Annotated in this window: 25 protein-coding genes; 12 read left to right on the top strand and 13 right to left on the bottom strand. The window is 37.0% G+C overall.

The window, feature by feature from the left end:
- The first annotated feature begins 119 nt into the window (after nt 1-119).
- Together M2R48_RS06690 and M2R48_RS06685 are read left to right on the top strand one after the other, a co-directional pair.
- Nucleotides 120-1,379, top strand: coding sequence for an MgtC/SapB family protein (locus tag M2R48_RS06690; RefSeq protein ID WP_262085521.1), 1,260 nt, complete (start codon nt 120-122; stop codon nt 1,377-1,379).
- A 184-nt stretch (nt 1,380-1,563) separates the two neighbouring features.
- Nucleotides 1,564-2,535, top strand: coding sequence for a hypothetical protein (locus tag M2R48_RS06685; RefSeq protein WP_262085520.1), 972 nt, complete (start codon nt 1,564-1,566; stop codon nt 2,533-2,535).
- Between the two features lie 152 nt (nt 2,536-2,687).
- On the opposite strand, the gene M2R48_RS06680 is transcribed toward M2R48_RS06685, so the two are convergent.
- A complete protein-coding gene (locus tag M2R48_RS06680) occupies nt 2,688-3,320 on the bottom strand; it encodes a hypothetical protein (RefSeq protein ID WP_239046075.1) in 633 nt (210 codons plus the stop codon).
- Between the two features lie 88 nt (nt 3,321-3,408).
- Here M2R48_RS06680 and M2R48_RS06675 point away from each other — a divergent pair, with 88 nt between their 5' ends.
- The 3 genes from M2R48_RS06675 to M2R48_RS06665 all read left to right on the top strand — a co-directional run bounded on the left by M2R48_RS06675 (nt 3,409) and on the right by M2R48_RS06665 (nt 5,517).
- A complete protein-coding gene (locus M2R48_RS06675) occupies nt 3,409-3,780 on the top strand; it encodes a DUF3144 domain-containing protein (RefSeq protein ID WP_262085519.1) in 372 nt (123 codons plus the stop codon).
- Nucleotides 3,781-3,833: 53 nt separating this feature from the next.
- Nucleotides 3,834-4,238, top strand: a complete 405-nt coding sequence (locus tag M2R48_RS06670; RefSeq protein ID WP_004820141.1) for a DUF3144 domain-containing protein — start codon at nt 3,834-3,836, stop codon at nt 4,236-4,238.
- 214 nt (nt 4,239-4,452) lie between these two features.
- Complete coding sequence (locus tag M2R48_RS06665) at nt 4,453-5,517, top strand: amidohydrolase family protein (protein WP_262085518.1); 1,065 nt, start codon at nt 4,453-4,455, stop codon at nt 5,515-5,517.
- A gap of 91 nt (nt 5,518-5,608) precedes the next feature.
- Here the strand turns inward: M2R48_RS06665 and M2R48_RS06660 are convergent, their stop codons facing one another.
- The 4 genes from M2R48_RS06660 to M2R48_RS06645 all read right to left on the bottom strand — a co-directional run bounded on the left by M2R48_RS06660 (nt 5,609) and on the right by M2R48_RS06645 (nt 8,665).
- Complete coding sequence (locus tag M2R48_RS06660) at nt 5,609-6,025, bottom strand: GlcG/HbpS family heme-binding protein (RefSeq protein ID WP_262085517.1); 417 nt, start codon at nt 6,023-6,025, stop codon at nt 5,609-5,611.
- A 146-nt stretch (nt 6,026-6,171) separates the two neighbouring features.
- Complete coding sequence (hemL, locus tag M2R48_RS06655; protein ID WP_004721899.1) at nt 6,172-7,467, bottom strand: glutamate-1-semialdehyde 2,1-aminomutase; 1,296 nt, start codon at nt 7,465-7,467, stop codon at nt 6,172-6,174.
- 62 nt (nt 7,468-7,529) lie between these two features.
- The gene (gene thiE, locus M2R48_RS06650; protein ID WP_105714500.1) at nt 7,530-8,156 is read right to left on the bottom strand and encodes a thiamine phosphate synthase; all 627 of its coding nucleotides are present in this window, start codon (nt 8,154-8,156) and stop codon (nt 7,530-7,532) included.
- Nucleotides 8,157-8,281: 125 nt separating this feature from the next.
- On the bottom strand, nt 8,282-8,665 hold the full coding sequence (locus tag M2R48_RS06645; protein WP_262085515.1) for a DUF962 domain-containing protein: 384 nt from the start codon (nt 8,663-8,665) through the stop codon (nt 8,282-8,284).
- Between the two features lie 310 nt (nt 8,666-8,975).
- On the opposite strand from M2R48_RS06645, the gene M2R48_RS06640 reads away from it, so the two are divergent.
- Both M2R48_RS06640 and M2R48_RS06635 read left to right on the top strand, forming a co-directional pair.
- Nucleotides 8,976-10,436, top strand: coding sequence for a CYTH domain-containing protein (locus M2R48_RS06640; RefSeq protein ID WP_262085513.1), 1,461 nt, complete (start codon nt 8,976-8,978; stop codon nt 10,434-10,436).
- 190 nt (nt 10,437-10,626) lie between these two features.
- Nucleotides 10,627-12,096 carry a CHAD domain-containing protein gene (locus M2R48_RS06635; protein ID WP_262085512.1) on the top strand — a complete coding sequence of 490 codons (1,470 nt, stop codon included), beginning with the start codon at nt 10,627-10,629 and terminating at the stop codon, nt 12,094-12,096.
- A gap of 91 nt (nt 12,097-12,187) precedes the next feature.
- Here M2R48_RS06635 and tsaA read toward each other — a convergent pair whose 3' ends face one another.
- Nucleotides 12,188-12,916 carry a tRNA (N6-threonylcarbamoyladenosine(37)-N6)-methyltransferase TrmO gene (gene tsaA / locus M2R48_RS06630; RefSeq protein WP_262085511.1) on the bottom strand — a complete coding sequence of 243 codons (729 nt, stop codon included), beginning with the start codon at nt 12,914-12,916 and terminating at the stop codon, nt 12,188-12,190.
- A 99-nt stretch (nt 12,917-13,015) separates the two neighbouring features.
- On the opposite strand from tsaA, the gene M2R48_RS06625 reads away from it, so the two are divergent.
- Nucleotides 13,016-13,795, top strand: a complete 780-nt coding sequence (locus M2R48_RS06625; RefSeq protein ID WP_004721908.1) for a ferredoxin--NADP reductase — start codon at nt 13,016-13,018, stop codon at nt 13,793-13,795.
- A gap of 173 nt (nt 13,796-13,968) precedes the next feature.
- On the opposite strand, the gene M2R48_RS06620 is transcribed toward M2R48_RS06625, so the two are convergent.
- Nucleotides 13,969-16,743 (bottom strand): M16 family metallopeptidase, encoded by a 2,775-nt coding sequence (locus M2R48_RS06620; protein ID WP_262085510.1) that lies wholly within the window; start codon nt 16,741-16,743, stop codon nt 13,969-13,971.
- A 150-nt stretch (nt 16,744-16,893) separates the two neighbouring features.
- Nucleotides 16,894-17,724: a PhzF family phenazine biosynthesis protein gene (locus M2R48_RS06615; RefSeq protein WP_262085509.1), complete on the bottom strand. Its 831-nt coding sequence runs from the start codon at nt 17,722-17,724 to the stop codon at nt 16,894-16,896.
- A gap of 187 nt (nt 17,725-17,911) precedes the next feature.
- Between M2R48_RS06615 and M2R48_RS06610 the strand changes: the two genes are divergently transcribed.
- Nucleotides 17,912-18,241, top strand: coding sequence for a hypothetical protein (locus M2R48_RS06610; RefSeq protein WP_262085508.1), 330 nt, complete (start codon nt 17,912-17,914; stop codon nt 18,239-18,241).
- 188 nt (nt 18,242-18,429) lie between these two features.
- Here the strand turns inward: M2R48_RS06610 and M2R48_RS06605 are convergent, their stop codons facing one another.
- Complete coding sequence (locus M2R48_RS06605; RefSeq protein WP_034612245.1) at nt 18,430-19,821, bottom strand: L-cystine transporter; 1,392 nt, start codon at nt 19,819-19,821, stop codon at nt 18,430-18,432.
- A gap of 196 nt (nt 19,822-20,017) precedes the next feature.
- On the opposite strand from M2R48_RS06605, the gene M2R48_RS06600 reads away from it, so the two are divergent.
- From M2R48_RS06600 to M2R48_RS06590, 3 genes are all read left to right on the top strand, one after another.
- Nucleotides 20,018-20,593 (top strand): flavin reductase family protein, encoded by a 576-nt coding sequence (locus M2R48_RS06600; RefSeq protein ID WP_262085507.1) that lies wholly within the window; start codon nt 20,018-20,020, stop codon nt 20,591-20,593.
- A gap of 256 nt (nt 20,594-20,849) precedes the next feature.
- Entirely contained in the window at nt 20,850-22,034 is a 1,185-nt protein-coding gene (locus tag M2R48_RS06595) for an MFS transporter (RefSeq protein WP_262085506.1), read from the top strand.
- Between the two features lie 334 nt (nt 22,035-22,368).
- On the top strand, nt 22,369-23,727 hold the full coding sequence (locus M2R48_RS06590; protein WP_262085505.1) for a nucleobase:cation symporter-2 family protein: 1,359 nt from the start codon (nt 22,369-22,371) through the stop codon (nt 23,725-23,727).
- A gap of 157 nt (nt 23,728-23,884) precedes the next feature.
- Here the strand turns inward: M2R48_RS06590 and M2R48_RS06585 are convergent, their stop codons facing one another.
- The 4 genes from M2R48_RS06585 to M2R48_RS06570 all read right to left on the bottom strand — a co-directional run bounded on the left by M2R48_RS06585 (nt 23,885) and on the right by M2R48_RS06570 (nt 25,798).
- The gene (locus M2R48_RS06585; protein WP_262085504.1) at nt 23,885-24,214 is read right to left on the bottom strand and encodes a hypothetical protein; all 330 of its coding nucleotides are present in this window, start codon (nt 24,212-24,214) and stop codon (nt 23,885-23,887) included.
- A gap of 117 nt (nt 24,215-24,331) precedes the next feature.
- Nucleotides 24,332-24,793 (bottom strand): hypothetical protein, encoded by a 462-nt coding sequence (locus tag M2R48_RS06580; RefSeq protein WP_262085503.1) that lies wholly within the window; start codon nt 24,791-24,793, stop codon nt 24,332-24,334.
- A gap of 47 nt (nt 24,794-24,840) precedes the next feature.
- Complete coding sequence (locus tag M2R48_RS06575; protein ID WP_262085502.1) at nt 24,841-25,137, bottom strand: hypothetical protein; 297 nt, start codon at nt 25,135-25,137, stop codon at nt 24,841-24,843.
- Between the two features lie 346 nt (nt 25,138-25,483).
- On the bottom strand, nt 25,484-25,798 hold the full coding sequence (locus tag M2R48_RS06570) for a hypothetical protein (RefSeq protein WP_262085500.1): 315 nt from the start codon (nt 25,796-25,798) through the stop codon (nt 25,484-25,486).
- Nucleotides 25,799-25,896 lie beyond the last annotated feature (98 nt).

Raw genomic sequence — 25,896 nt, 5'->3', positions numbered from 1 at the left:
GATTTTCTAAATTCAACAATGTATTTAACGCATGGCTAAAAAATAAACTTTTGTTTTTCTAATACTTTGCGATACATTGAAATCATTCTATTAATTCATGGTCTTATTTGGAGAGCACTATGAATTTTATATCGCTATATCCATTTTCATTTGGCTCTTATACCGATTTCCTCACCATCATTGCGGCTGCATTGGGTTGTGGTCTACTTATCGGTCTTGAACGTGAACGGAGTCAGCAACGTGAAAATCAAAATAGTTTTGCCGGTTTAAGGTCATTTGCCATTTGCGCTTTACTTGGCGCTGTTTGCTTTTTGTTTGGTCCCTATTTTGGCATTGCAGGTGCATTCATTACAGGTGGTATCGTCATTTATTCTTTAAAGAATCAAACTGATGATCCCGGTGTAACCACTGAAATTGCATTTATCCTCACTTATTTTATCGGTGGAATGTGCGTTTGGAATATTTCTTTTGCCGCAGGTTTATCGGTCATCCTCACCGTCTTGTTGATGACTAAACATTCTATGCATGGCATTGCCGGGAAATGGATTACAGAATCTGAATTTAAAGATGGAATTTTCTTACTGGCATTGTTATTAATTGCATTGCCACTGACACCAAACGAAGCTTTATGGGGTGCTGTGCTTAACCCCTATGTTATTTTAAAATTACTCACCTTAATCTTGGCGGTGCAAGCACTTGCACATATTGCCAAACGATTATTGTCATCAAAAAATGCCATGCTGTTGTCTTCGCTTGCTTCAGGTTTTGTTTCCAGTACCGCAACCATTGCCAGCTTAGGATTAGAAGTCAGAAATGGACGTGCAGATGCCAAAGCCAATGCTGGGGCAGCATTAATGTCTTGCGTGGCAACCCTACTACAACTCATGATTATTGTAATTGGTGTCAGTATTACATGGTTCAAACTCATTGTACTGCCCAGTCTAATCGCTATTTCGATCCTGACTATTTTTGCCTTATGGTTTATGCGTCATACACAACCGATTGAAAATAATCAGCTTACAGATAGCCGTATGTTTAGTCTAAAAGAAGCAGCCATTATTGCAGTGTCTTTGACCTTGATTCAGGCGGGTGTATATGGGTTAAATCTTTTATTGGGCGATGCGGGTTTAATTGCAGGTACGCTTTTGGCCTCATTATTTGAAATTCATGGTGCTTTGGCCACGATTGTCATTCAGGGAGAACCGAGTAATCACATCTTATCTCTCGCCTTTGTTTTAGGTTTAGCTGCACATGCCATTGCGAAATCGATCAATGCATTTTTAAGTGGTGGCAGCCGCTATGCCTTGATCTTTGCTCCAATTCAAATTTTGCATATGACCATGTTTATCATCGTTTTTGTTTGGGTTCTTCAATATTAAAGCACTTTTTTGCACGGATGAAATTGAAAAGCAGCAAAATCATTTTAAGTTTTCGATCAATATAAAATTAAGAGAATTTTAAAATTTCATCAAAAAAACATTGAAAAAATAAAATGTTTAAATATGATGACAGCGAGAATTTTTATACTCATAAATTTTAATATTTTATAATTTGGAATAATTCATGAAAATTAAATTACTGTCTTTTACCATCATTTCTTCATTATTTTTAAGCGCATGTGGAGGTGATTCAGATGCTGGGGATTATACAACGAACAACGAATCTGAATGGTTTGGGTATGAAACTGGCGCTTCAACCCAAGACATTAACCTCTTTACTAAAGTAAAGTTTAGCTTTAACAATAAGCAGATGTACATCAATGGTGAATATAACGTTGATGGTTCAACACAGTTCCTTTCATCAGATCTTTTAAGTGATTATCTAGCAACAGATGGGCTCTATGATGCACCTAAAAGTAAAACTGATTTGGGCTATCAATATGCAACGTTGAAATCGAAAACAGCGACAGTTTGGACATTTACACCCTATTCATCTCGTAACTATAACCAATTGGAATTAACTGAAAAATTTGAAACAGTGAACTTAACAGGCAAAGCAATTAGTCCATACATCAATGGATTTGAGCATTATGCTGGTTCAAACATAGCACTTAGCTCAGTAGTTGGCGCTTATTCTTCATATTATGTGCAAAAACTAAAAGGCAAAACATTCCCGTCTGGATCAACGTGTTTACGATCAATTTCCTCTTCAACAAATACAAACTTTGCTGATTTTTATTCAGGCTATCGTCTGAATAATTACGACCCATCAAAATATTTTAAAGATGGTTATATTTCAACGACGCTAGGAAAGTTCAACTTAGATTTATCCAGAGACATGCAACTGAATACATCGGTTGATGCCGTAGCTAAAATCGGCTCTGACTATTACCCAGCAAGTTATTATACTGCGGGTGAATATGACATACTTGCAAACCAAATTAAGCAATATGAACGTGATTATCAAGATGCTGTTGCTGAGTTTGGTAAAAACAGTATAAATGCGCAGTTAGCAGAAGCTTATCTAAATGGCTTAAAGTCAGAATGTACGCTGTTTAACAAAACAGCAAGTGTTGCAATTGATGCTGTAAAATAAAAGATATTCTTTTATATAAAAGCACTGACTAAATCTTATTTTTAGTCAGTGCTTAAAATAATCTACTCGTTTCATTTTGTAGCTAGAAAAACAACAAAGTTAAAAATCACAGCCTATTTAACAAAATCTACAACCGTCTATTTCACAACAGCCTAACGATATTTGCCAAATACTTTCCAGAGATTGTTATCCGCTAAAGGATCAGCATAGCTATCATTACGTGGCTTGCGCGGCTTATCGCGGGCATCGACCAATTCAAAATCTTTTTCAGTACTCAGCACTAAACCATTCACATAAAATCGTGTTCTGGTATATTCACTTTGTCCAAACTGGAAAATATAGGTTCTTAAATCAATAAACTCACGATGCGCAACCAAGGCTGCGCTATCATCACTGTTTAACCACTGCGACATATTTTTAATTTGGCTGGGTTCAAATTGCCCACATTTCTCAACCAGTGAAGCAATCCCACGAAAAGTTTTTGATTCTTTGGCACGGGTTTTATTAATTCGAATTCGATCTACATGAAAAAAGAACAAAGGTAAATTTAAATGGCTGGGTAATTGAGCCACATCTAAAGCCTCATCCTGCATAAAAGGTTGATACAAGGTTTGTGCCCTTTCTAGCAACCCAAGCCACTGTTTATAGTAAGCCTCTACTGCGGATTGGGTTCCATAATAAATTGGCAAACCTTCAACATTGCTTAAGTCTACAGGCGGCCAAATATTTTGGCGTAATAATGCAATATCACTTTTCAAGCTTTGTATGGCAATCGCATCTTGCATTATCTACTCCTTGAGTATTTATTAAGCTTAGGCTATTTGAGTATGCTATAGTTATATCAATGAAACAAGTCTATGAAAAGGAATGATAATGTCCGAAAATAATGATTTTTTTGAAGAAACTGAAGAAGTTGAATCTGACGAATACTTTTATGAGCGTGCTGATGAATTTATTGCTCTCGCCAATCAATTTGCAGAACAAAATCATCAAGTTTCGCATTTGACAGCACATCCTGGAAAGATCAGTGCTTCATTTATGTATGCCAATGCTCGTTATAGTATTTGGCATGCGGCATGTGCCTACAATCAAGCGCCAGATTTTAAAGCGGATCGCCAAGTCATCTTAGACTATTATGTAGAACAATTTAAGCTCATGCTTGAAGATCATCTTGATGAATATCAAGAAAATTTTGACAGCTATTTTGCAAATTCAGATACAGAAGAAGTAAAGCGTTTCGTTTAACCCTTGGATTGCCTATAATAGCCCACCAATGAAATACGCTATGTGGAAAAGTCATGTCTCAAAAAATCGATGCTACTGATGTCACCGAAGAAGAAGCTTTAAATGCTGTTTTTTTTGAGCGTGCGGATGAGTTTATCAAACAAGCCAATGAGTTTTGCCGCCCAGCGAAAGGACAGCAACCTAAGCCAGAAGAACTTCGTGGACAAGTCAGCTCAGCAATGCTCTTCGCTACTGCACGTTTTAATACCTGGGTTGCTGCAAACACCTTTAAAGATGGTGATGAAATGCGTGACGCGAAAGAACAAGTCATGTCTTATATATTGCAACAATTCCAAATGATGCTTGAAGACAATTATGATGAGTATTGTGAGCAGTTTGAAAATTATCTCCGTTTCCGTAAAAACGAAGATTTTCATACCCACAAGCATGATCATGATGGCCATGATCATCAACACTGATTGAATTAATTCATCTTAGATCAATCAAAGCATTGATAAAATAGCCTCTTTAATGAGGCTATTTTTTATAACAATTTTTGGCAGTCATCCCAAAACAATAAAATCAACTGATCCTCCCAATGACCTTATCCCATAAATTTACCAAGTGACAATATTCACCTTTTATAAAATTCATGTATTGTATTTTGATAATAAATAACAATTTGGACGTTATATGCAAGATTTGAATTTTCCAATCATTGACCCACATATTCACCAGTGGGATCCCTACAACACCCCTCATGCAGCAGCATTTGCGGTAAAGCTTTTGGGCAAGCGTCCATTCCTACTCGATAAAATGGTGCGTTTAGTCAAAGCTAAAGATTTGATTGAAACGGTTGGACTAACTGAGCACATCACCCGCCCCTATTTACCACAAGACTATAAACATGATCTTGGCTCATATACAGTCGAACAAGTGGTGCATATTGAAGCCAGTTGGGCCAAACAGAAAGGCAAAGGCGTCGTGGGTGAAACAGAATTTATTGAATCCTTACCCTTTAATGAAAATACTGTAAAACTTGGTGGCATCGTGGCTAGCGCCGACCCGTGCGATCCTAATTTCAAAAAGATTTTAAAGTTACACCAAAAAGCATCTAAACGTTTGCGCGGTATACGCCGTATGGCTGCCTTTCATGAAGATAAAGGCGTGCATAATTGGACAGATATCCCGCACCTGTATACCGAGAAAAAATTCTTAAAAGGTTTTGAACAACTCGCGCAACATAACCTGAGTTTTGATGCTTGGGTGTATTCTCATCAAATTCCCGATGTAATTGAGCTGGCAAAAAAGTTCCCAGAAACCTCAATTGTTTTAGACCACTTTGGTACACCAGCAGGCTTGTTTGGTAAAATTGGACAAAATACAGGCTTGTCTAAAACAGCACGTGAAAATATTTTTTATCAATGGCAAGATGCTATTGCTGAATTATCCGCTTATCCAAATGTATATACCAAAATGTCAGGTCTATTTATGCCAGTACTTGGTCATCAATTTTATAAGAAAAAACAACTGGCCTCTAAGCAACAAATCACTGATCTAGTTGCACCACTGATTCTGCATGCTTTGGAAAGTTTTGGCACCTATCGGGTGATGTTTGCTTCCAATTTTCCAATGGATCGGGTTAATACCAGTCTGGTGAATATCATTGATGCGTTTAGTGATATCGTGATGCAATATGATGAAAATGCACTGGAAAATGTCTTCCATCATAATGCCAAACAATTCTATCGTTTGTAATTTTACAAGATAAAAGAGGTGTTTATTTAAACACCTCTTCAAACTTATTTACTGACTTTACCTATACGCATAATTTTTTAAGTATAGAAGTTTAATTACATTGAGCAAGAAAGGCTTGAATTGCATGTCGTGCAATTTCAGCATCTTCAAATGATTTCACTCCTGAAATACCCACTGCACCAACCAACTGACCTTGATACAAAATAGGCTCACCACCTTCCAACATCCCTGAGCCGCTCTGCATGGTTAAAAATCCCATTTGACCATTTTTGATAAGGGTCTCATATGATCCTGACGGTCTACGACTTAATGCAGAGCATCTGGCTTTGTCCAAACAGAATTTCGACGTCAATGCAGAAGCGCCGTCCATACGCTTCATTGCCAATAAATTGCCCGTTTCATCAACGATGGCAATACTGACATTAAAAGAATGATCAATTGCATATTGATGTGCTTTATTCAATAAAAACTCTGCATCAGATAAGGTTAAATAGTGTTTGGTTTGCATATTTTCTTCCTGAATTATAATGTCTAAAATCACAAAAAAGCCTGTAGTCCTTTAGACTACAGGCTTTTATTCTAAATCAAACTTGATGCAAAAAGACTGTCCATTCTGCTCATTTATTCAAGCAATCGAAGCGGCCTTAAATCCCCTTAAGCTTGCATTTCAGCAAAGACTTGTTTAGCCATATCAATGGTAAATTGAATATCTTCATCACTGTGTGCAGCTGAAATAAAGCCTGCCTCAAATGCAGATGGAGCAAGGTTTACACCACGATTTAACATCCCGTGGAAGAATTTACGGAATGCTTCAATATCGCATTTTAAAATATGGTCAAAACTACTAATTTCGGTCTGATCTGTAAAGTAAAGACCGAATAAACCACCAGCTTGTTGAGTAAAGAATGGGATTCCAGCTTCATCCGCAGCCGCTTGTAGCCCCTGTAATAATTGATCTAATTTTGCAGACAAATCAGTGTAGAAGTTAGGTTGGCGAAGGGTTTCAAACATTTTGATCCCTGCTCGCATAGCCAAAGGATTACCCGACAAGGTTCCTGCTTGGTAAACCCCACCTAAAGGCGCGATACATTCCATGATTTCACGTTTTCCACCAAATGCACCGACTGGTAATCCAGCACCAATAATTTTACCCAAAGTCGTTAAATCAGGTTTTACATTATAATATGCTTGCGCACCACCGAGTGCTACACGGAAACCGGTCATCACTTCATCAATAATAAATACTGATTTGTATTGATCACATTGCTCACGAATCGTTTCTAAGAAACCTTTGATTGGTTTAACCAGATTCATATTTCCAGCAACAGGTTCAACAATCACCCCTGCAATCTCTTGACCATATTTCGCAAAACAAGCTTTAACAGCTTCAATATCATTATATGGCAAGGTCACCGTATGCTTGGCAAAATCAGCAGGTACACCCTTTGATGTTGGCTCACCCATGGTCAACATGCCTGAACCCGCTTTAACCAATAAAGAATCTGAATGTCCGTGATAGCAACCTTCAAATTTCACAATCATGTCACGACCTGTATAACCACGCGCCAAACGAATAGCCGTCATGGTTGCTTCAGTACCTGAGTTGGTCATACGAACCAATTCAATTGATGGCATGATTTCACAGATCAAATCAGCCAGTGTGGTTTCATGTACTGTCGGTGCACCAAAGCTTAAACCATCAACTGCTGCTTCTTGTACTGCTTGGATAATATCAGGATGTGCATGACCTAAAATCATCGGCCCCCAAGAACCCACATAGTCCACATAGCGCTTGCCATCGACATCGTATAAATAAGCACCTTTGGCTTTTTCGATAAATACTGGCGTACCACCCACCCCATTAAACGCTCGTACTGGAGAATTCACTCCACCTGGAATATGTTTACTGGCTTGTTTAAACAATTGCTCTTGTTTTGGAGATAGGCTCATAAATCGACTCAATCCTGTAGAATACTAAAATTTCAAAATGATATAAAAAATCACGATACAAATTAAGATTTTGCAGTTTCTGCAAATAACTGTGCCCAAGCTGCGACACGGGCAGGAATATTTTCAACTGATAAAGCTAATATATCACTAATCACTGCGCAAAGGTCAGCACCAGCCTCAATCACAGCTTGAGAATTTTCAACTGTTAAACCGCCTATAGCACAAATAGGTAAATCAAACTTTTCAGATGCCTGCTGTAATGTCGCTAGGCCAATATTACCTGCTTCAGGTTTGGTCGATGTTGCATAAATTGCGCCAAAAGCCACATAGCTTGCTCCTTCAGCGATTGCTTTTTCAGCCAACTCAATTGAGTTTAAGCAAGTCCGCCCAATGATGACACCTTGTGGTAAACGTTGCACTGCATCTGAAATTTCACCATCAGACTGCCCAAGATGAACACCTAAACTAAATTGTTCAGCTAAATCTAAATCATCATTAATCAAAAATGGTGTCTGATACTTTTCACACAGTTGCTTGATCTGCTTCACTTCATTGGCTTGATCAGATTGAGCTACTTTTTTACGGCGATACTGAAGAATAGCGACTTGCTTAGTGCTTAAAGCAGCTTCGAGTTTTTCTAATAATAATTGGATTGGATCGTCGTTGGTAATCAGGTAAAGACCGCGCATTCAATATTCTCAAACAATCAAATAAATGGATTATAAGCAAGTTTTCTCAGCGAAGACGTGACAAAAACAAAAAAGCTTAGAAATCTCTAAGCTTTTTTGTTTAATTTATTACCATACTGGCAAGATTAGCTCTCAATTTTATCTAGACTACGGTCTTTTAAACTTAAATTGCCACGTACAATATCGGAAAGCATACGCCAGTCAGAAATAAAACTATAAAGAGGCTGCTTAAAGCTTGCTGGCTTATTTTTCTCAAATACAAAATGTCCCACCCAAGCACATGCATAGCCAGAAAGCAGTCCATAGGCCACATATTTTGCTTTACGTTGACGAATTGCTTTGCTAAAGAAATAAATACCGAGACTACTTCCAGCTGCATGCAAACGGCGACTCATCATGCTACGGTGTTCAGTTAAATAAAAACGATAAAATTCTGAATAGTTTTTAATTGGTAATTCAAACTTTGGGTTTTGCTCTAATTCCGATTTAGGCTCAACATACGCGTTCATGATCAATCATCCTGTTTTATTTTTAATCAGCTTAGTTTATTTTATGCTGCAATAACAGCCAAATTCAATATCAAGTCTGTTGACAATTCATCTATATTTGCGACTTCAAGTATTGCCCAGACCATACAAGTCACGGAATAGGAAATTTTGTCATTCTAAATATTTAATTAGTAACGATATAGCGGTAAAAAATACTCAAATGGCATGCTATACAAGTCTTCTGATGACACATTTTAAGTTACAATGCCAGATTAAACATTCAAGAATGTTTAACTCTCTAATAACCATGATTAACACTTAGGACCCTCACATGCTTGAAGTTGAATTAAAGTTTCAAATTCCGGAAGCCCGCCGCAATGCACTCCTCAAAGCATTAGATCCTAAAAAATCCCAAATTATTCAATTACAAGCAAAATACTACGACACACCTGATCGTCAGATGTCCCAACACGGCGCTGCACTACGTCAACGCTTAGAAGGAACGCGTTGGGTACAAACATTAAAAGCCGCCACCAAAAGCCATTTACAACGCTTTGAAGACAATATTGATTTAGGTGAGCTTGCTGAAGCCCCACATTTAGATATTGATATTTACCAGAATAAACCCGAAGCACTTGCTGTGTTAAAAAATGCATTGGGGGATAAATTTGATGAACTCCAATTACAATTTGAAACTGACATCCAACGTACCATCCGTGTGATTCAGTTTGAAGATGCTGAAATTGAAATCAGCCTCGATATTGGTGAAGTCAGAACTGAAACCTCCAAACAAGAAATTCATGAAGTAGAATTTGAATTAAAAAGTGGCTCAATTCAATCACTTTTAGCCTTTAGTTTTGAATGGGTTAAAAAGTATCATTTGTGGCTCGATGTACGTAGCAAAGCTGAATTTGGACACTTATTGACTGTAGGTCAAAAAGTCAGCCCGGCACAGCTCAGTAAAGAAACCATTTTAAATAAAAAAGACACTGCAGATAAAAATTTACGTGTGCTTATTGCCAGTCAATTACAACATTTATTGCCAAATATTGCCGCGATTTCTGCACAAGTTGCCCAGCCTGAACATATTATTCAAGCACAGACTGCCCTACACCACTTACATTTAAGTCTTTCTCTATTTAAAGATTGGACAGATACCAAAACGGATAAATGGTCACATCAACTTTCAGCGTTTGAGAGTCATTTTAAAAACTTACAGCATTTTGAACATATGCAACGCACATTAGGTGCGTTACTGCAAAATCCGAAAACAGCACAAAGTTTAGATCGGGATATTTTGTATGCCAATGAAAAACTCATCAATTTGGTCAAATCGACTCAAAATGTGCAGCACTATTTAGAATTACTCATGTTCAGTTTAGGACAGTCTGCGAAAGCGCCAACCCATGACTTAAAATGGTTTGCGCAAAATACATTGCAAAATCAGTATCGACAGTTACAAGAAAGTTTAAATGAAGCTGATCTATCCGACCTTGAAAGTTTAGAAGCGCTGGCTCAACATTTAAATGAATTAAAATTTAGCTTTCCGATCCTAACCAATATCTATGATGTTAAGAACTTACAAAAATATGCGAAATCTTTAAATGATGCTCAACAAGCATGTGAGCAATATCAAGTGCTTGCTTCATCATCATCTTACCTACAACAAACCGACCTAGAAGCCAGTGATTGGTTTGCTTTAGGCTGGCTTACCGCAAAACAAGAAGCTTATGCAGAAAAACTGCTTGAAGCGACGGAACAGTTCTTGGTTAGTCGTAAGTTTTTAAAATAAATCAGCAGCAAGAAGAGGTGGTTTTATTGATTAAAATTATTGAATAAAATCATCTCTTTAAATACTGCATAAAATTGAATATTTGTAGTCGCGTGAGTATTCACGTTGCGAATTTGTAATCATTCATTAAAAACTCAAAAAAAACAATTTATCGGATTAAAATCGAGAAAATAAGAATGGAACGATAAGCATGTTTGAAATTGAATTGAAATTCCAAATACCTGAAGAAAAGCAAGAAATGCTCATTAAAGCGTTTCAAAGAAAAGATACCAATATTCAGCACTTACAAGCCAAATACTATGATACGGCACAATTTATTTTGTCTGAACATTCAATTTCGCTTCGTCAACGGCTTGAAGATGATCAAGAAAATCAGCAATGGGTACAAACCCTCAAACTTCCAACAGAACAAAGGCTTAAACGTGCTGAATTTGAGGAAAATATCGGAAGCGCGGAAACAGGATTAGATCTAAAAAATTATCTCAGCAATAAGCATATTGCTAAAAATATTAAACGCTTATTAGAACAACATAAAGACGGATTAGAAGTTCAGTTTCAAACAGACATTGAAAGAAAACTCAGCTTATTTAAATTTCAAAATAGTGAAATTGAAGTCAGTTATGATCATGGTCATATCATCGCCCATCAACAGCGTCTCGCATTACGTGAATTAGAATTTGAACTGAAACAAGGCACTGTTCAAGATCTCATTTCTTTTATCTTACCTCGGATGAAACGCTATAACTTATGGCTTGATACCCGTAGCAAAGCACAGCAAGGTTTTCAGCTTGCACAAAACTCTCCAGACAATCCCGTACAGTTGCAAATGCCACTTGTTCTTAATTCAAAGGATCATCCTGAGAATGCATTAAAAAAGATCGTGAATAATTGCTTATCACATCTACTTCCCAACAGTACAGCAATTGCATCTGGAAACTTTAATTCCAAACATATTCATCAGGCACGTGTGGCAATTCGTCGCTTAAGAAGTGCTTTAAAAACCTTTTCCAATTGGTCTTTGCATATCGACCCCACTTGGCAAACCCAGTTAACCGAACTTTTTAGACAACTCGGTTCGGCTCGTGATTTAGATATGATTCGAGAGGAGTTATTACCTCAGCTTGAAGCTGCTGGTGCACCTAAGTTTAAACTTCCAGAACCACAAGATGTCGATTCGCAAAAATTAACCAAACTGTTTAGATCTTTTAATTTTAATTATTTGGTCCTATCCCTGATTCAATTTATTGCCCAAGAATCAAGTGAAAAATCTCAAATAGCTGTACATAAAGCAGCATTTAAAAAAGTTAGACAATTACATCGCAAAATTCAAACTGATGCGGAAAACTATTTAAATTTAGACATCGAAGCACGGCACCTTACTCGTAAAAACTTAAAGCGTTTACGTTATAGTATTGAGTTTGTTGCATCATTATCAGATAAAAGCCAAATCAAAAAATATTTAAAAGCCATAAAGCCTGCTCAAGAAAGTTTAGGTCTCTACAATGACCTGATTGTTGCTGAAGATGTGTTAAAAAAATTGGTCAAAGCAGAACCACAAGTCTGGTTTGCTTTAGGCTGGATTGCCGCAGAACAGCAGCGGCTTTTGCTGAAATCACAACAAGATTTGCTGCAATTTGCCAAGACAGCCGTTTTAGAGTAATTGTAGCTACTATCCTGCTCTTTAAACCGATATGCTCCGATCACAGCGGACAAAAGCGCATAAGTTTTAAGCAGGATATGGAATCACGTTTTCAATAACTGAACGACTCAATGCCCTGAATTAGGATCGCTTCTTCAGCACAACTAAATTTAATATTAAATTGCCCAAAACGCATCCCATAAATACGCGCATCATCATGCTGATAAGCTGGTCGAGGATCTAAAGCCAGTACCGACTCAAGTTCAGCGATATATTTTGGGTCTATATCAGCTGTTTGAAGAAATTTACTTTTTAATTGCTGTGCATGCTCAGACCAAATAACTTGTTTACGAACAGGCTCATACTGGGCATAACCACTTTGCGCCGCATCCACAGCATCAGAATAATGAATATAAGGTTTAATATCGACAATCGGCGTACCATCTAAAAGGTCACTGCCTGTCACATATACACGAACTGCATTCCCCTCTTTTTTGACAGCTTTAAGTTGTACTACAGATAAACCAATCGGTGCAGGGCGATACATACTGCGTGTTGCAAATACACCAATTTTTTTATTTCCACCTAAACGTGGAGGTCTCACTTGAGGACGGAATTTATCTTTATCTTGTTGATTTTTATTGTCATGAAACTGCCAGATCAACCATAAATGACTAAATTCCTCGATTCCCTCAAATGCTTCCAAGACATTGTAGGGTGCATGCATTTCGATAAAAGACTCCACCTGAACCAGATTTGGTTGTCGAGGAATACCAAATTTTTCAACATAAGGAGAACGCATAATCCCAATAATCGGGAGACTTAACTCAGTCATAATCATTTTTTCTGATAAGTTCAATTAAATATATTCAGTTTATCGAGAATGATTTTAGATTAGAATAGCAGGCTGTTCTAATTTGATAATTTATTGAGACCTTTAATGGCTGCTTTCAACGTCGAAAAGATTACTCACGTACACCACTGGAATGACACTCTATTCAGTTTTAAGACCACACGTGATACTGCATTACGTTTTAAAAATGGTCAATTTGTGATGATTGGTCTTGAAGTCAATGGTAAGCCTTTAATGCGAGCATATTCTATTGCAAGCGCTAACTACGAAGAAGAATTAGAGTTTTTCTCGATTAAAGTGCCTGATGGTCCTTTAACTTCTATTTTGCAAAAAGTAAAAGTTGGTGATGAAATTCTAATTTCTAAAAAACCTACAGGTACTTTAGTGCTTGATGATTTGAATCCGGGTAAAAACTTATACCTTCTTTCATCGGGTACAGGGCTAGCACCATTCTTATCAACGATTCGCGATCCAGAAACCTATGAGCGTTTTGAGAAAGTTATCGTGGTACATGGTACACGCTTTATTTCTGAATTGGCTTACCAAGACCTAATTCTCAACGAACTTCCAAACAATGAGTTTTTTGAAGAGCTGGGTATTAAAGACAAATTGGTTTACTACCCAACTGTGACCCGTGAAGATTTCCATACCCAAGGTCGTGTAACCACTGCGATTGAATCTGGTGCATTATTTGAAAAAATTGGCTTACCACGTTTTAATCCTGAAACTGACCGCGCAATGCTTTGTGGTAGCCCAGCATTCCTTGACGATGTTGTCGAGCTCCTTGACCAACACGGCCTGAAAGAATCCCCTAAAATGGGCGTTTTAGGCGACTACGTGATTGAACGCGCTTTTGTTGAAAAATAATTTATTTTTCAAGCAGTGTTAAATTGAAAGCCGAGGTTGAATACCTCGGTTTTTTTCCGTTTAATCAATATAAATCAATACAGCTTGATGGCTCATTTTTATTGATCTTGTATCGTTATAAAAAAGCCATACAAATGTATGGCTTTCCTTGCGTTAATGAGTCATTTAAATCATCAATTTAGATTTTTCTGAGCTTGACCATATTGGTCAGCCATTACTTCAACCAATTGATCAGGTTTAATGTACTTCTTAATCACAGCATCCACATCTGCTTTGGTCAATTGAGCAAACTCTTGATCTCTTAAAGCGCGACTATCCATTTTCTTATTGCGTTCAAGTTGGCTGTTTAACATACGATGAATCACACGCTCATCTTCTAAAGACGTCACACGTTGCTTCATGATATTGGCTTTAGCCGCTTCCAACTCCTGGCTGGTTACTCCAGTCGCTAATAACTCATTCAGCACTTTACGCACCACTTGCGATACTTCAGCAGATTTCCCTGCTGTGTAATTGGCTTCGATCGACAATGCACCTGCTTCATTAAAAGAGTCCAAGTTTAATTGACTACCAAAACCATAAACCAACGCATTTTTTTCACGAAGCTCTTGTCCTAAACGTGAAGACAATTGCGAGTCACCCAAAATATAACTAAAGACAATCAGTGCTGCGGCATCTTTATTGTCTACACCTACAGGCAAGGTCTGCAAAGCTTGATAACTACCAAACTCACGCTGCTCTGAAAGGGCATGCACTTTCTGCGCTTTATAAGTGGTAAATTCTGTTGATAGACGCTGATAAGGTTGTTTAGCTGACCAATTTCCAAATTGTTGCTCAAGTAATTTTTTGATCGGTTTTGCATCATACTGCCCAGTGATAGAAATAAAGGCATGATCCATTGCAAAGTATGTTTTATATAAATCAACAACTTGTTGGTTGGTTGCTGCTTGAATCTGTTGTTTAGCCAACTCTGGTTCAAAATGATAACGTAAATCACCCGGCTGATAGGTTTCAAGTAAGCGTGCAATGGTTAAAGAGGATACTGTTTCAGGCTCAGTATATGGTCGATCCAAACTAGATAAGCTTTGTAATTTAATTAAATCAAATTGTGATTGTTCAAATTTAGGGCTCTTCATCACCGACACGATATATTTAAAGAACTCTTCAAATTTTTCTTTTTTCGCTGAAATTTGAATAGTAATCCCGTTATCCAATGCTGTCGCAGTTGCTCCACCACTTGCTTCAATGGTTTTATCTGCAATGTTCTGTAAGCTATATTGCTCAGAAGCACGTAATAATAAATAAGCCGTAAAATCGAGGATTTGCGCCTTATTCATTAAAGATTCAGCTGTACCAAAATTAACCTCAATGGTTGCATAGGTTTTATCATCACGTGTCGAGGTTGGGAATAAAGCATATTTCATCCCATTTTTTAAAGTGCCACGTTGAATCTTTTTCTCTGTTGCAGTTAAATATTGTTTCGATTTTTCAACATATTGAGCAACTTCGGCTTGATAAACACTGACATCTTTTAACGGTTCTACAGCAGCAGCTTGTTGATCTAAAGTTTTTGGTTTTTCAGCAGCTTGCTTTTGCTCCAACGCCTTTTTCTGATCTTCAGGTGTCGGTTGAATATCACCATTAAAACGGTGCTGCTCAGTTAAAAATGCTTTTAAAGTTGCATTAGTTTCAGCCACACTTAACTTTTGAATGGCTTGTTGATCTTTAAAATATTGTGCCCAATTGCCATGCGATGACACCACATAATCACTTAACATACCACCGACAGCAGCAGCACTGGTCAATAAACTTTCATTGGCATTCTGGATCAGATTTTTAACCCGTTTTAATTCAACATCATCAAAACTTTTATTTTTTTCTACACCGGCAATCAACGCACTGTCAATTTTTTGAGCATCATGGTTTGGTGCATAAATTGCGCCCATAAACACCAAGTTAAAATCATCATCTAACCATGTTGTTGACTGGACATTGGTCGCGACGCCAGTTTCCACCATGCTGGAATATAGATGACCACTCGGTTGTAAGGTATATAAATATGGCGCAAGTGCTAATACTGGCTGAATTTTTTCATTCTTACCATTCATATAAATGTTGAATTTGGCAAGATCACTGCCCTTTTTCACCACAAAATTACGATTTTTTATGGTTGAAGAATCAAGTAAAGGTACTGTTGCTTGTTGAGGAATCTTACGTGCAGCTATCGCACTAAAGTTTTTATCAATTGCTTTTAAAACTTCTGCTTTATCAAATTTACCTGCAATCACCATCACTGCATTATTCGGTGCATACCAGTCTTTATAGAATTTGTTCAATTCATTCATTTTAATTGACTGTAGTTCAGCAAGATCACCAATCGGCAAACGACCTAATGACTTGTTGCCATAGGCTGCTTTCCACATTTGGTCCATCAGCACAGCAAAAGGCTGATCCATACGCACTTCGCGTTCACGCATCACAATATTGATTTCTGAAGGAACGAATTGTTCTTGAAGCACCAATTTGTCCATACGTTGTGACTCTAAATAAATTACTTCATTTAGGGTGTTTTGGTCTGGACGTACTATATTGGTATATTTAGTCGAATAATAATCGGTACTGGCATTGGTCATTAACGTATATTGATCTAAACGGCGTTGAAACTCATCGCCTTTTACATCTTGTGTGCCTTTAAACGCTAAATGTTCAAGTAAATGTGCGAGACCGCCTTTGCCTTGTGGATCATTTAATGAACCGGTCAAATAAACCGTATTCATAAAGACTTTACTTTCTTTGTCATTCGGTGCAAGTAAAACTCTAAAGCCATTCTCTAGCTTATATTCTTCGATATTATGTTCAGATTTAACCAGGATGGCTTGAGCAAAACTAGACGCACTAAAACCAAGAATACAAAGCGACAAGGTGAGTTTTTTCAACTGCATGAGCATAGGAGAATCCAGAATTTTTTAAATTTTAAACATTTATAAGCTAAACATCTTAAGAAATTCTGAACAAAATTTATAGTAAAGTTTTGAAAAAAGAGCCGTTTATTTCAACGGCTTTTGTAATGATTTGAACATCTTTATCTTAAAATCAATCTAAATAAAAATCTCAGCTTGCATAAATAACTGTGCATAGCCTGAAATTTCGATACGTTGATTGTCCTGAAGAGCACAAAACAATTTTCCACCGCGCGCTGATGCCTGATACCCGATAAGTTGTGTTTTACCCAGCTTTTCAGCCCATAGAGGCGCTAAACCTGTATGCATAGAACCTGTTACAGGATCTTCATCTATCCCTTTATGCGGGGCAAAATAGCGAGCCACATAATCATAATCGTTTGAAGCTGCGGTAATGGTCACATCATAGCCTGCAGACTCCGCAGTTAATGCGGTACTCACATGATATTGTTCTGCAATTTTTCGGATATTGGGTAAGTTTGGTTTTGCATTTATCACATCTTGTGCAGATTCACAAACTAAAATATACGCTTGCGCATTGAGATAGACTTCTTTAAAAGGCTGATCAATAACATGATTCAATAATTCTGGATAATCGATCACTTTTTGTGGCTGACGAATTGGGAAATTCATCTGGATCTTTCCATCCTCAGCTTGCTGGATGATAAAAATACCCAAATCTTTAACATGAAAATGAATCGTCTTCGCTTGGCTATAGTCTTTAAATAAAACAAAAGCTGAAGCTAAAGTTGCATGCCCACAAAAATCGACTTCAACCTGTGGTGTAAACCAGCGAATTTGATAATTTTCATCATCAATGCGTTTTACAAAAGCAGTTTCTGCCAAATTATTTTCTAAGGCAATATTTTGCATCAAAGCATCATCCAGCCAATCATCTAAGACCAATACAGCAGCAGGATTGCCCTTAAACAATTGTTGTGTAAAAGCATCAACTTGGTACATTTTCATTGTCAAAACTCCTCATTTTAATCTATTCTAAGTGATACTAAAAATGATTACAGATACAGTCTATGTTTTAAAATGGTTACAGTTAAAACTTGAGCTTGATCATATTGACCATTTTAAATACACGTGTTTTATAGATTCATTTGAAGTTTATAAGCTTTCCTAGATCAATAATTATGGAATAAACACGATGAAAATAAGCATAAAACTCCGAAACGTCGTTATAAGCAGCCTAATCCTATGCTCTCCACTGACTTTTGCAGCCGATACCATTTGGATTGCTGGAACCACACATAAAGGGACAGTGACCGTGCCTATAGAGAATGGCCCTAATGTAGTTTGGAAATGCGATGGTACTGTATGTCGAATGTCTGGTCCTTGGGGCAATCAACTTTCAATAGACTCATGCCAAAGTTTAGTCTCCCGAATTGGGAAAATCACCTTCTATAAAAATTCTGCTGGAAAAATTTGGACAAAAAATTCAAAAGAATTGGCTGAGTGTAATCAAGCAGCAAAATAGAACCTTTTAGCGCCAGCAGGCCATCATATTTATCAGCAATATGATCGTGATAAACTGCTATTTATAGTCGTGAATACTCTGACTTGTTTTAATAAATCAGCGTTTAATGAATAAACTTGAGTTGAAAAAAAACACCTAAATGTAATTTAGGTGCTTTTTATGGCGTTTAAATAATATATAAAAATAGGTTAACTATGTTTTAACTCTTCTCTCTCATCTGAAAGTAAAATGCTTTGATCTGTCTGTCCCATCAATTGACTGGTCACAACACCTGCAGTCATCGAACCATCAACATTTAGCGCAGTACGCCCCATATCAATCAAAGGCTCAATGGAAATCAGCAAAGCCACCAAAGTCACAGGTAAACCCATAATCGGTAAAACAATCAGTGCTGCAAAGGTTGCGCCACCACCGACACCTGCAACGCCAATTGAACTTAAAGTCACCACGCAAGCTAAAGTTAAAATCCAGATCGGATCAAGTGGATTAATCCCCACTGTTGGGGCAACCATCACCGCAAGCATCGCTGGATATAAACCCGCACAACCATTTTGCCCAATCGTTGTACCAAATGAAGCAGAAAAGCTGGCAATAGACTCAGGTACACCCAAACGGCGAGTTTGTGCTTCAATATTTAATGGAATACTTGCCGCACTCGAACGGCTGGTAAAAGCAAAGGTTAATACAGGTAAAACCTTTTTAAAGAATCGGATTGGATTAACGCCTGTCAGCAGCAATACAATTGCATGTACCGCAAACATGATGGCTAGACCCAGATAAGAGGCAACCAAGAAACCACCGAGATTAACAATGTCAGCGGCTTTAGAACTTGCCACGACTTTCGTAATCAAGGCAAATACACCATAAGGTGTAAGCGTCATCACCAATCGAACTAACTTCATCACCCACGCTTGCAATGTATCAATTGCAGTGACGATACGTTGGCCTTTTTCGGCATCATCTCTGATCAGGTTAAGCCCAGCCAAACCGAGCATCGTAGCAAAGATCACCACACTAATGATTGAGGTTGGATGTGCCCCAGTGAGTTCAGCAAATGGATTTGTCGGCAAAAAAGATAAAATAAAATCAGGTACATTTAAGTCTGTAACTTTACCAATATATTCAGATTGAATTGCTTCAAGACGTGCTGTTTCCTGTGTCCCTTGTACAAGACCAGCCGCACTTAATCCAAATAGATTGACCACGAACACGCCAACCAAAGCGGCAATAAACGTAGTGATTAATAATGTACCAATACTAAAAATACTAATCTTGCCTAATGAGGATGCATTATGTAACTTAATCACAGCACTCAGGATCGAGACCAGCACTAATGGCATCACCACCATTTGCAAAAGCTTAACATAACCATTTCCAACGATATTAAACCATTGAATAGACTCAGTTAAAATTTCAGAATTTGTACCATAAACCCAATGTAATCCTAGCCCAAATACCACACCTAAACATAAACCGGCAAACACTTTTTTAGCCAGACTCCAATCTGTCTTTCTGGTTTGCATCAGCAGTATGATCAAGGCAATGAATATGACAATATTCAAAATGAGCGTATAGTTCATTCGAGTTCCAATAGTTTTGATCGTTTTATTATAAGCTTATTGTGAAATATCCAATAGTCTTTAGCATTTTTTGATATTTAAGTGTTGTTTTCTCAACATGCACTATTAATAATAAAAACATCACTTTAGCGCACTCATGAATTTTTTGTATAAGCTTATACAAATAAAGACTAACACTCAGAATATAGGCCATCTCATGAATTCACACATCCAAACTGTTGAACTTTCTAAGGCTCATCGCCTGTTAAATCATGGTCCAACCGTGCTTGTCTCAGCCCAGTATGAAACCGAAAACAATGTCATGGCAGCAGCTTGGGCTTGTGCCTTAGAACTTGTGCCTGCCAAAGTGAGTGTGGTTTTAGACAAAAGTACAAAAACTCGTGAATTAGTTGAAAAGTCAGGTCATTTCATCCTACAGGTACCAACACTCAAACAACTTAAGCTGGTACAACAATTAGGCTCAATCAGTCAGTTTAATGATCCTGAAAAACTCTCACACTGCCATACGCCACTTTTCCAATTTGAGGGATTTCAGCTCCCTGCGGTTGAAGGCTGTGCTGCATGGTTGATCTGTGAACTGATTCCTGAACCGCATAATCAACAAAGCCATGATTTATTTATAGGCAAAGTCGTCGCTGCGTATGCAGATGATCGCGTATTTCGAAATGGTCACTGGTATTACCATGAAGTTGGCGCTGAATGGAAAAGCCTACATCATGTTGCAGGTGGGCATTACTATACGATCGGTGATCCTGTCGATGCTAATCTATAGGCTTAATCCTTACAAAATTTGCTTGTCGATGGGCCAATCTGTTCTAAATCACGTTTAATTCATACATTGTTCAATGATCTAAACAGACTTAGCCCTTGATATTAATCATACTTATCGCAGAGTAAGCTCCGATTTTACCAACTGGTTAAGTTATGTGAATAAGCCCTGATTATTCCCAAACTAAATACTGATTATTTATTGTCATTTTTTTAAATTCACCTTAAGGTGAATTAACGGAAAATGGATAATCTGCACAATGACCAAGATCGGATCGAATAAAATTCAGCTGAGTATCTTTCTATGCCTGTGTATGTGTTTAGGCATTGGCATTCTCCGATTTTCCTATACTGCATTATTGCCCTCTACCCGTCTTGCTTATCATTGGGACTCCAGTTTTGCCAGTATCTTAAGCAGTGCAAATTTGTTGGGGTATTTAATTGGTGCATTTTGGGCAATGAAACTGCCTCAAAACTTTACCATGCCTCGATATATCATTTTGGCGGCATTTTCTGGAACGGTGAGTTTACTCAGTTGTGCTTTTTCAGGTCTTCCCGAAAGCTGGTATGTCTTTTGGCGTGTCATTTCTGGCATCAGTGGTGGCTTATTGATGATTCTAGCACCCAGTATCGTTGCACATTGCAGCAAAGCTGAAGAACGTTTAACCATCAACTTCATTGGCTTTAGTGGTATTGGCATCGGAGTATTATTGGCAACCCTGTTTTTGCCTTATCTCGACAGAATCAACACACAATCTGCTTGGATGATTTTATTTGTATTCTCTGCTGTCATTTGTTTGATCATTGTTTATTTACTCAATCTGTTTAAAAATCATCTGGATCATATCAGCGTAGCAAACAATCAAACGGGGACAGTCAATGGCATGTATTTTAGTTTGCTGATTGTTTATGCTTCTAGCGCTTTTGCTTATGTTCCCCACTCATTGTTTTGGATTGATTATCTTAAAAATACCCTGCATCTTAATCTATATCTAATTAACTTGAATTGGATTTTGTATGGTTCAGGCAGTGCCTTAGGTGCAATCAGTGCTTACTTACTGGCACGAAAATTTGGCAATTTTACCGCATTAAAAATATTATATAGCCTGTATGTCTTGGCGATCTTTATTGCGATTTTTTCAACCCATCCAATCCTTACCTATACCTCATCCTTTTTTACAGGTTTGCTTAATCCTGCTGTGGTTTTCCTTACTTCATATACCATTTTACATCTTTATCATGTGGCCTATAAAAAACTATGGAGCATAGCAACATTAGCTTTTGCCGTAACCCAATTGGTTGGTGGAATCTGTTTTAGTAGCTTGCAACATTGGGGTGTCTCCTATCATCAGCAATTTATACTTGCCTCATGTGTACTCGCTGTAGGTACAGCACAATTTTTTATCTATTCTCAAACCCATCAAGCACAACTGCATAAAAGCTAAAATAAATGATCATGTTGTGTGAATCATATCGCTATTAAAAGCTTCTCCTCCCCTTTGAAGAAGATGAGGATGAGGGTGCTTTATCTTAATCTATGCTTAAAAAAAGGACAGATGAAAGAAGCCTAGTGCTTCGTTTTAGAATCGCGCCAATCTAAACACGCTAAGCCTTATCCATCGTAAAGTAACGGTTTTGCACAAAGAAATAATTTAAATATCAATCTCAAACACATAAGTTTTAGCTTTCACTTAAAGTACTTTGCTCACAGTTATTGACCATTTGGCATATAAATTGCTCTTTGTAATGCAGGGATGGCAAAGTCATAAAGGTTTTAAGATGAATACTGAAATTAAAAAAATTCAACCTGAAGATGAAGTTTTAAGTGCGGGAAAGAACCTGACATTTGGTTTACAGCATGTACTCACCATGTATGGTGGTCTGATTGCGGCACCTTTGGTCGTAGGTACGGCGATTGGTCTAAATGCAGCTGAAATTGCCTTATTAATTACGGCATCTATTCTTGTGGGTGGTTTGGCAACATTACTACAAACGCTTGGACTAAAGTGGTTTGGTGCAAAACTTCCAATTGTACAAGGCACTTCATTTGCTGCTGTCGCAAGCATGATTGCAATTGGTACAACTGGGGGAAATATTCAAACGATTTTCGGTGCTGTGATTGTCAGTTCTATTTTCGGGATATTGATTACCCCCTTTTTCTCAAAAATAGTACGTTTCTTTCCACCGATTGTGACGGGTTCAATTATTACCATTATTGGAATTTCACTTTTACCTGTTGCAATCCGCTGGATTATGGGCGGTAACCCTAAAGCACCCGAATGGGGCTCCCTAGAAAATATAGGGATTGCAGCCTTTACCCTCGGTGTACTACTTGTGGTGAGCCGCTTTGGTTCAGCTACAATGGCGCGCCTAGGCGTACTCATTTCAATTATTGTTGGTGCAATTTTTACCATCCTGCTTGGTGTTGCCGACTTTTCAAAAGTGGGCAATGGTGATTTATTTGCTTTCCCACATCTATTTGCTTTTGGTCTACCCAGCTTTGAAATGCCTGCGATCTTAACCATGTGTATTGTGACCATCGTAATCCTTACTGAAACAACAGCCAGCCTTTTAGCGATTGGTGAAATTGTTGATACAAAAATGGATAGTCATCGTTTGGCAGATGGTTTAAGAGCAGACATGCTATCTTCTGCGATTGCGCCATTATTTGGTTCATTTATGCAATGTGCTTTTGTTCAAAACGTAGGACTGGTTGCCATTTCAGGTGTTAAAAGTCGTTTTGTGGTAGCAACAGGTGGTGCTATTTTAGTTGTACTGGGTTTATTACCGATTTTCGGACGCTTAATTGCTGCGATTCCGATGCCTGTTTTAGGTGGCGCAGGTATTGTTTTATTTGGTAGCGTTGCAGCAAGCGGTATTCGTACATTATCTAAAGTGGATTATCAAACCCAATCCAATCTTATCATTGTTGCTGTGTCGATCTGTGTCGGCTTAATTCCTTTAATCAGCCCTGATTTCTTTCATGCCTTTCCCAAAGTATTCCAAACCTTATTTCATTCAGGAATAAGTGCGACGTGTATAGCAGCAGTATTACTCAATATTTTCTTTAACCACCTTTCATTTGGTAAAAAACCTGTTCGATCTTCGGTCAAAAAAATACAAACGGCCATACATTGAGATAAAAAAGCAGAGCTTGAATCGAAGCTCTGCTTTTATAGATTGTTAAATTCAGTAAATTGATAAGCATCTAACAAATGATCACTATTTCTATCTGACAACTGCACGTTTTATTGTGTCTATTAAATTAATTTTAAACGACGATTATATAAAGATATTAATTATCCTTATACGCCGATTTTCTACGATCTATATAAGAATTAATTAAATATTTATTAATAATAAAATCTTCATATGCCCTTACATCTTTGATCTGCTCATCAATCATGACCAATGTATAACTATAAGGTGATTCTAAATATTTAATAAAAACGATAGGCGTATTTATTAATTGAGAATCATAGAGATATGTAGAATCAAACCAACCTAAGCCATCTTCATACTCTTGAATAAATGGACTTCCCCACAGCTTACAAAATTCTTTGATGTTTAAATCAGTACAGATAATCGTTTGATCATTTCCACTTGGCCAAAATGATTCTGCCATATCAGCATCCTATTTTTGTGACTACACATCTAATTACAGCCTTATCTCCAACGTTTTTTACTCCAGAGTTCGGAGAAAACCATAAAGCTCTTCCATCCAACCCACCTCTATTTGGTTTTACAAAGAAATAGAACTCAAATCTACATCTTTAAGGTCTTCAATTAATACCAATAAGTCAGATTTTAATTGATCATAATCTAAGGTCTTAGGTATCTTAAACAATGGATTGTTTATACGCTCAATAAACAAGGAACAATAAAGATCTCTTAACTGGTTGATCGAAAGCTTCTCTATCTCTAAGGGGCTAATTAAAACATTAAAAATAAGAGTAATTTCAGGATTACCATCAATATCTTTCGTTCTCTCTAGGTTTTTTGCTTTATCAAATAAATTTTGATTTAATTCTTTCTCTTCATACACGCTGATAACTTTTAAAACCGATAGAATTAAATTTCCACCATAATTACTATGAAAGAGTGCTTTTTTATTTTCATTGTCAAAATAACGATTTATTTTATGAAGTTTTTCCAAATAAGGCTCAACGCCTGTCACAGATGTAGCAAATAATCTCATTCCCATTTTATCACCTACTTATAAAATTGATTAATTTTAGATTTTTTTTAAATTTAAGGTGAATTAAGATGTTCAACTGTTATTTTTTCAGGAATATTCCAGCTTTTCTTAGAAACGATAATTGAACAAGATTCCTGAAAATCAGTCCAGCTATACTCAACAACTAAATCATCATTAAAACATATAAATGTAGCAACTGCATGATCTCCATAATATGGGCCAATATAGATTAATTTAGATTTATTTAGACAGTTAATATTAGCTTTTGGAATATTTTCAAACGCTTTATGTAAATCATCCTGAATTGATATATCAGAACAGTTTCTCAATACCATGTTTTCGTTCTTCATTTTCTCTCCAAGATACAAAGCTTTGAAATACTTTTTGTATTTCAAGTATGTTTGAAAATCACCTTGTAAATCAAAAAAAAACAGCATTAACAATGAAAAAAAGCCACGATATAACTCATTTTCTTCATATTTCCACCATATTTAAAATAAACAAATAATTTTTAAATAGGTAACAATCTTATCTAAAAAATACTACCTTTTTACAATAAATCTTTTCCGTAAGAAAACTTTAAAAACATACATATTATACTTTACTATAATCTAGCTTTTATTTTACATAAATGTCAGAATCTTAATTTTAGACTACCTATTCTAATGACTAGAAAATGTCTACCTGCATTATTTACTATACAAATCTCGCTCTACTCTTAAGTACACTCATCCAGTAATTATTGTTATTAACAAATAACTCCTTAATTGGCCAATCAGGTGCCGTCTCTATTTTTTGCAATAAAGTTTGTGTTAAACCAAAGTAATCATCCTCATCGTTTCTTAATATCGAGCACAAGTCTATCGCATCATCATTGCTCACTGGTAACTTTATCCTATCAATTAATGCTTGAATATGATCAATATACTCAATACCTTTTGGATCATTCACCGCATCTTCGGACTTTGGAAATACACCAAGTTTTATTAAATTTTTAACAGCAATTTGCATAATCAAACCTCTCATTATTTAATTATATTCTTAGTCAAAAGTATATTGAGTTTCCCCTTATTTATTTTAATTTAAGTTTTACATACTCATATTAAAAG

The organism is Acinetobacter sp. I-MWF (assembly GCF_025433935.1).
GTDB classification, from domain to species: domain Bacteria; phylum Pseudomonadota; class Gammaproteobacteria; order Pseudomonadales; family Moraxellaceae; genus Acinetobacter; species Acinetobacter guillouiae.
The sequence above is the reverse complement of the archived record's forward strand: the minus strand, read 5'-3'. Positions and strand labels throughout refer to the sequence as shown.

Excerpts from the sequence above, each read along its gene's own strand:
- M2R48_RS06690 (WP_262085521.1), top strand. The coding sequence starts at position 120 with ATGAATTTTATATCGCTATATCCATTTTCATTTGGCTCTTATACCGAT.
- M2R48_RS06685 (WP_262085520.1), top strand. The coding sequence starts at position 1,564 with ATGAAAATTAAATTACTGTCTTTTACCATCATTTCTTCATTATTTTTA.
- M2R48_RS06680 (WP_239046075.1), bottom strand. The coding sequence starts at position 3,320 with ATGCAAGATGCGATTGCCATACAAAGCTTGAAAAGTGATATTGCATTA.
- M2R48_RS06675 (WP_262085519.1), top strand. The coding sequence starts at position 3,409 with ATGTCCGAAAATAATGATTTTTTTGAAGAAACTGAAGAAGTTGAATCT.
- M2R48_RS06670 (WP_004820141.1), top strand. The coding sequence starts at position 3,834 with ATGTCTCAAAAAATCGATGCTACTGATGTCACCGAAGAAGAAGCTTTA.
- M2R48_RS06665 (WP_262085518.1), top strand. The coding sequence starts at position 4,453 with ATGCAAGATTTGAATTTTCCAATCATTGACCCACATATTCACCAGTGG.
- M2R48_RS06660 (WP_262085517.1), bottom strand. The coding sequence starts at position 6,025 with ATGCAAACCAAACACTATTTAACCTTATCTGATGCAGAGTTTTTATTG.
- hemL (WP_004721899.1), bottom strand. The coding sequence starts at position 7,467 with ATGAGCCTATCTCCAAAACAAGAGCAATTGTTTAAACAAGCCAGTAAA.
- thiE (WP_105714500.1), bottom strand. The coding sequence starts at position 8,156 with ATGCGCGGTCTTTACCTGATTACCAACGACGATCCAATCCAATTATTA.
- M2R48_RS06645 (WP_262085515.1), bottom strand. The coding sequence starts at position 8,665 with ATGAACGCGTATGTTGAGCCTAAATCGGAATTAGAGCAAAACCCAAAG.
- M2R48_RS06640 (WP_262085513.1), top strand. The coding sequence starts at position 8,976 with ATGCTTGAAGTTGAATTAAAGTTTCAAATTCCGGAAGCCCGCCGCAAT.
- M2R48_RS06635 (WP_262085512.1), top strand. The coding sequence starts at position 10,627 with ATGTTTGAAATTGAATTGAAATTCCAAATACCTGAAGAAAAGCAAGAA.
- tsaA (WP_262085511.1), bottom strand. The coding sequence starts at position 12,916 with ATGATTATGACTGAGTTAAGTCTCCCGATTATTGGGATTATGCGTTCT.
- M2R48_RS06625 (WP_004721908.1), top strand. The coding sequence starts at position 13,016 with ATGGCTGCTTTCAACGTCGAAAAGATTACTCACGTACACCACTGGAAT.
- M2R48_RS06620 (WP_262085510.1), bottom strand. The coding sequence starts at position 16,743 with ATGCTCATGCAGTTGAAAAAACTCACCTTGTCGCTTTGTATTCTTGGT.
- M2R48_RS06615 (WP_262085509.1), bottom strand. The coding sequence starts at position 17,724 with ATGAAAATGTACCAAGTTGATGCTTTTACACAACAATTGTTTAAGGGC.
- M2R48_RS06610 (WP_262085508.1), top strand. The coding sequence starts at position 17,912 with ATGAAAATAAGCATAAAACTCCGAAACGTCGTTATAAGCAGCCTAATC.
- M2R48_RS06605 (WP_034612245.1), bottom strand. The coding sequence starts at position 19,821 with ATGAACTATACGCTCATTTTGAATATTGTCATATTCATTGCCTTGATC.
- M2R48_RS06600 (WP_262085507.1), top strand. The coding sequence starts at position 20,018 with ATGAATTCACACATCCAAACTGTTGAACTTTCTAAGGCTCATCGCCTG.
- M2R48_RS06595 (WP_262085506.1), top strand. The coding sequence starts at position 20,850 with ATGACCAAGATCGGATCGAATAAAATTCAGCTGAGTATCTTTCTATGC.
- M2R48_RS06590 (WP_262085505.1), top strand. The coding sequence starts at position 22,369 with ATGAATACTGAAATTAAAAAAATTCAACCTGAAGATGAAGTTTTAAGT.
- M2R48_RS06585 (WP_262085504.1), bottom strand. The coding sequence starts at position 24,214 with ATGGCAGAATCATTTTGGCCAAGTGGAAATGATCAAACGATTATCTGT.
- M2R48_RS06580 (WP_262085503.1), bottom strand. The coding sequence starts at position 24,793 with ATGGGAATGAGATTATTTGCTACATCTGTGACAGGCGTTGAGCCTTAT.
- M2R48_RS06575 (WP_262085502.1), bottom strand. The coding sequence starts at position 25,137 with ATGAAGAACGAAAACATGGTATTGAGAAACTGTTCTGATATATCAATT.
- M2R48_RS06570 (WP_262085500.1), bottom strand. The coding sequence starts at position 25,798 with ATGCAAATTGCTGTTAAAAATTTAATAAAACTTGGTGTATTTCCAAAG.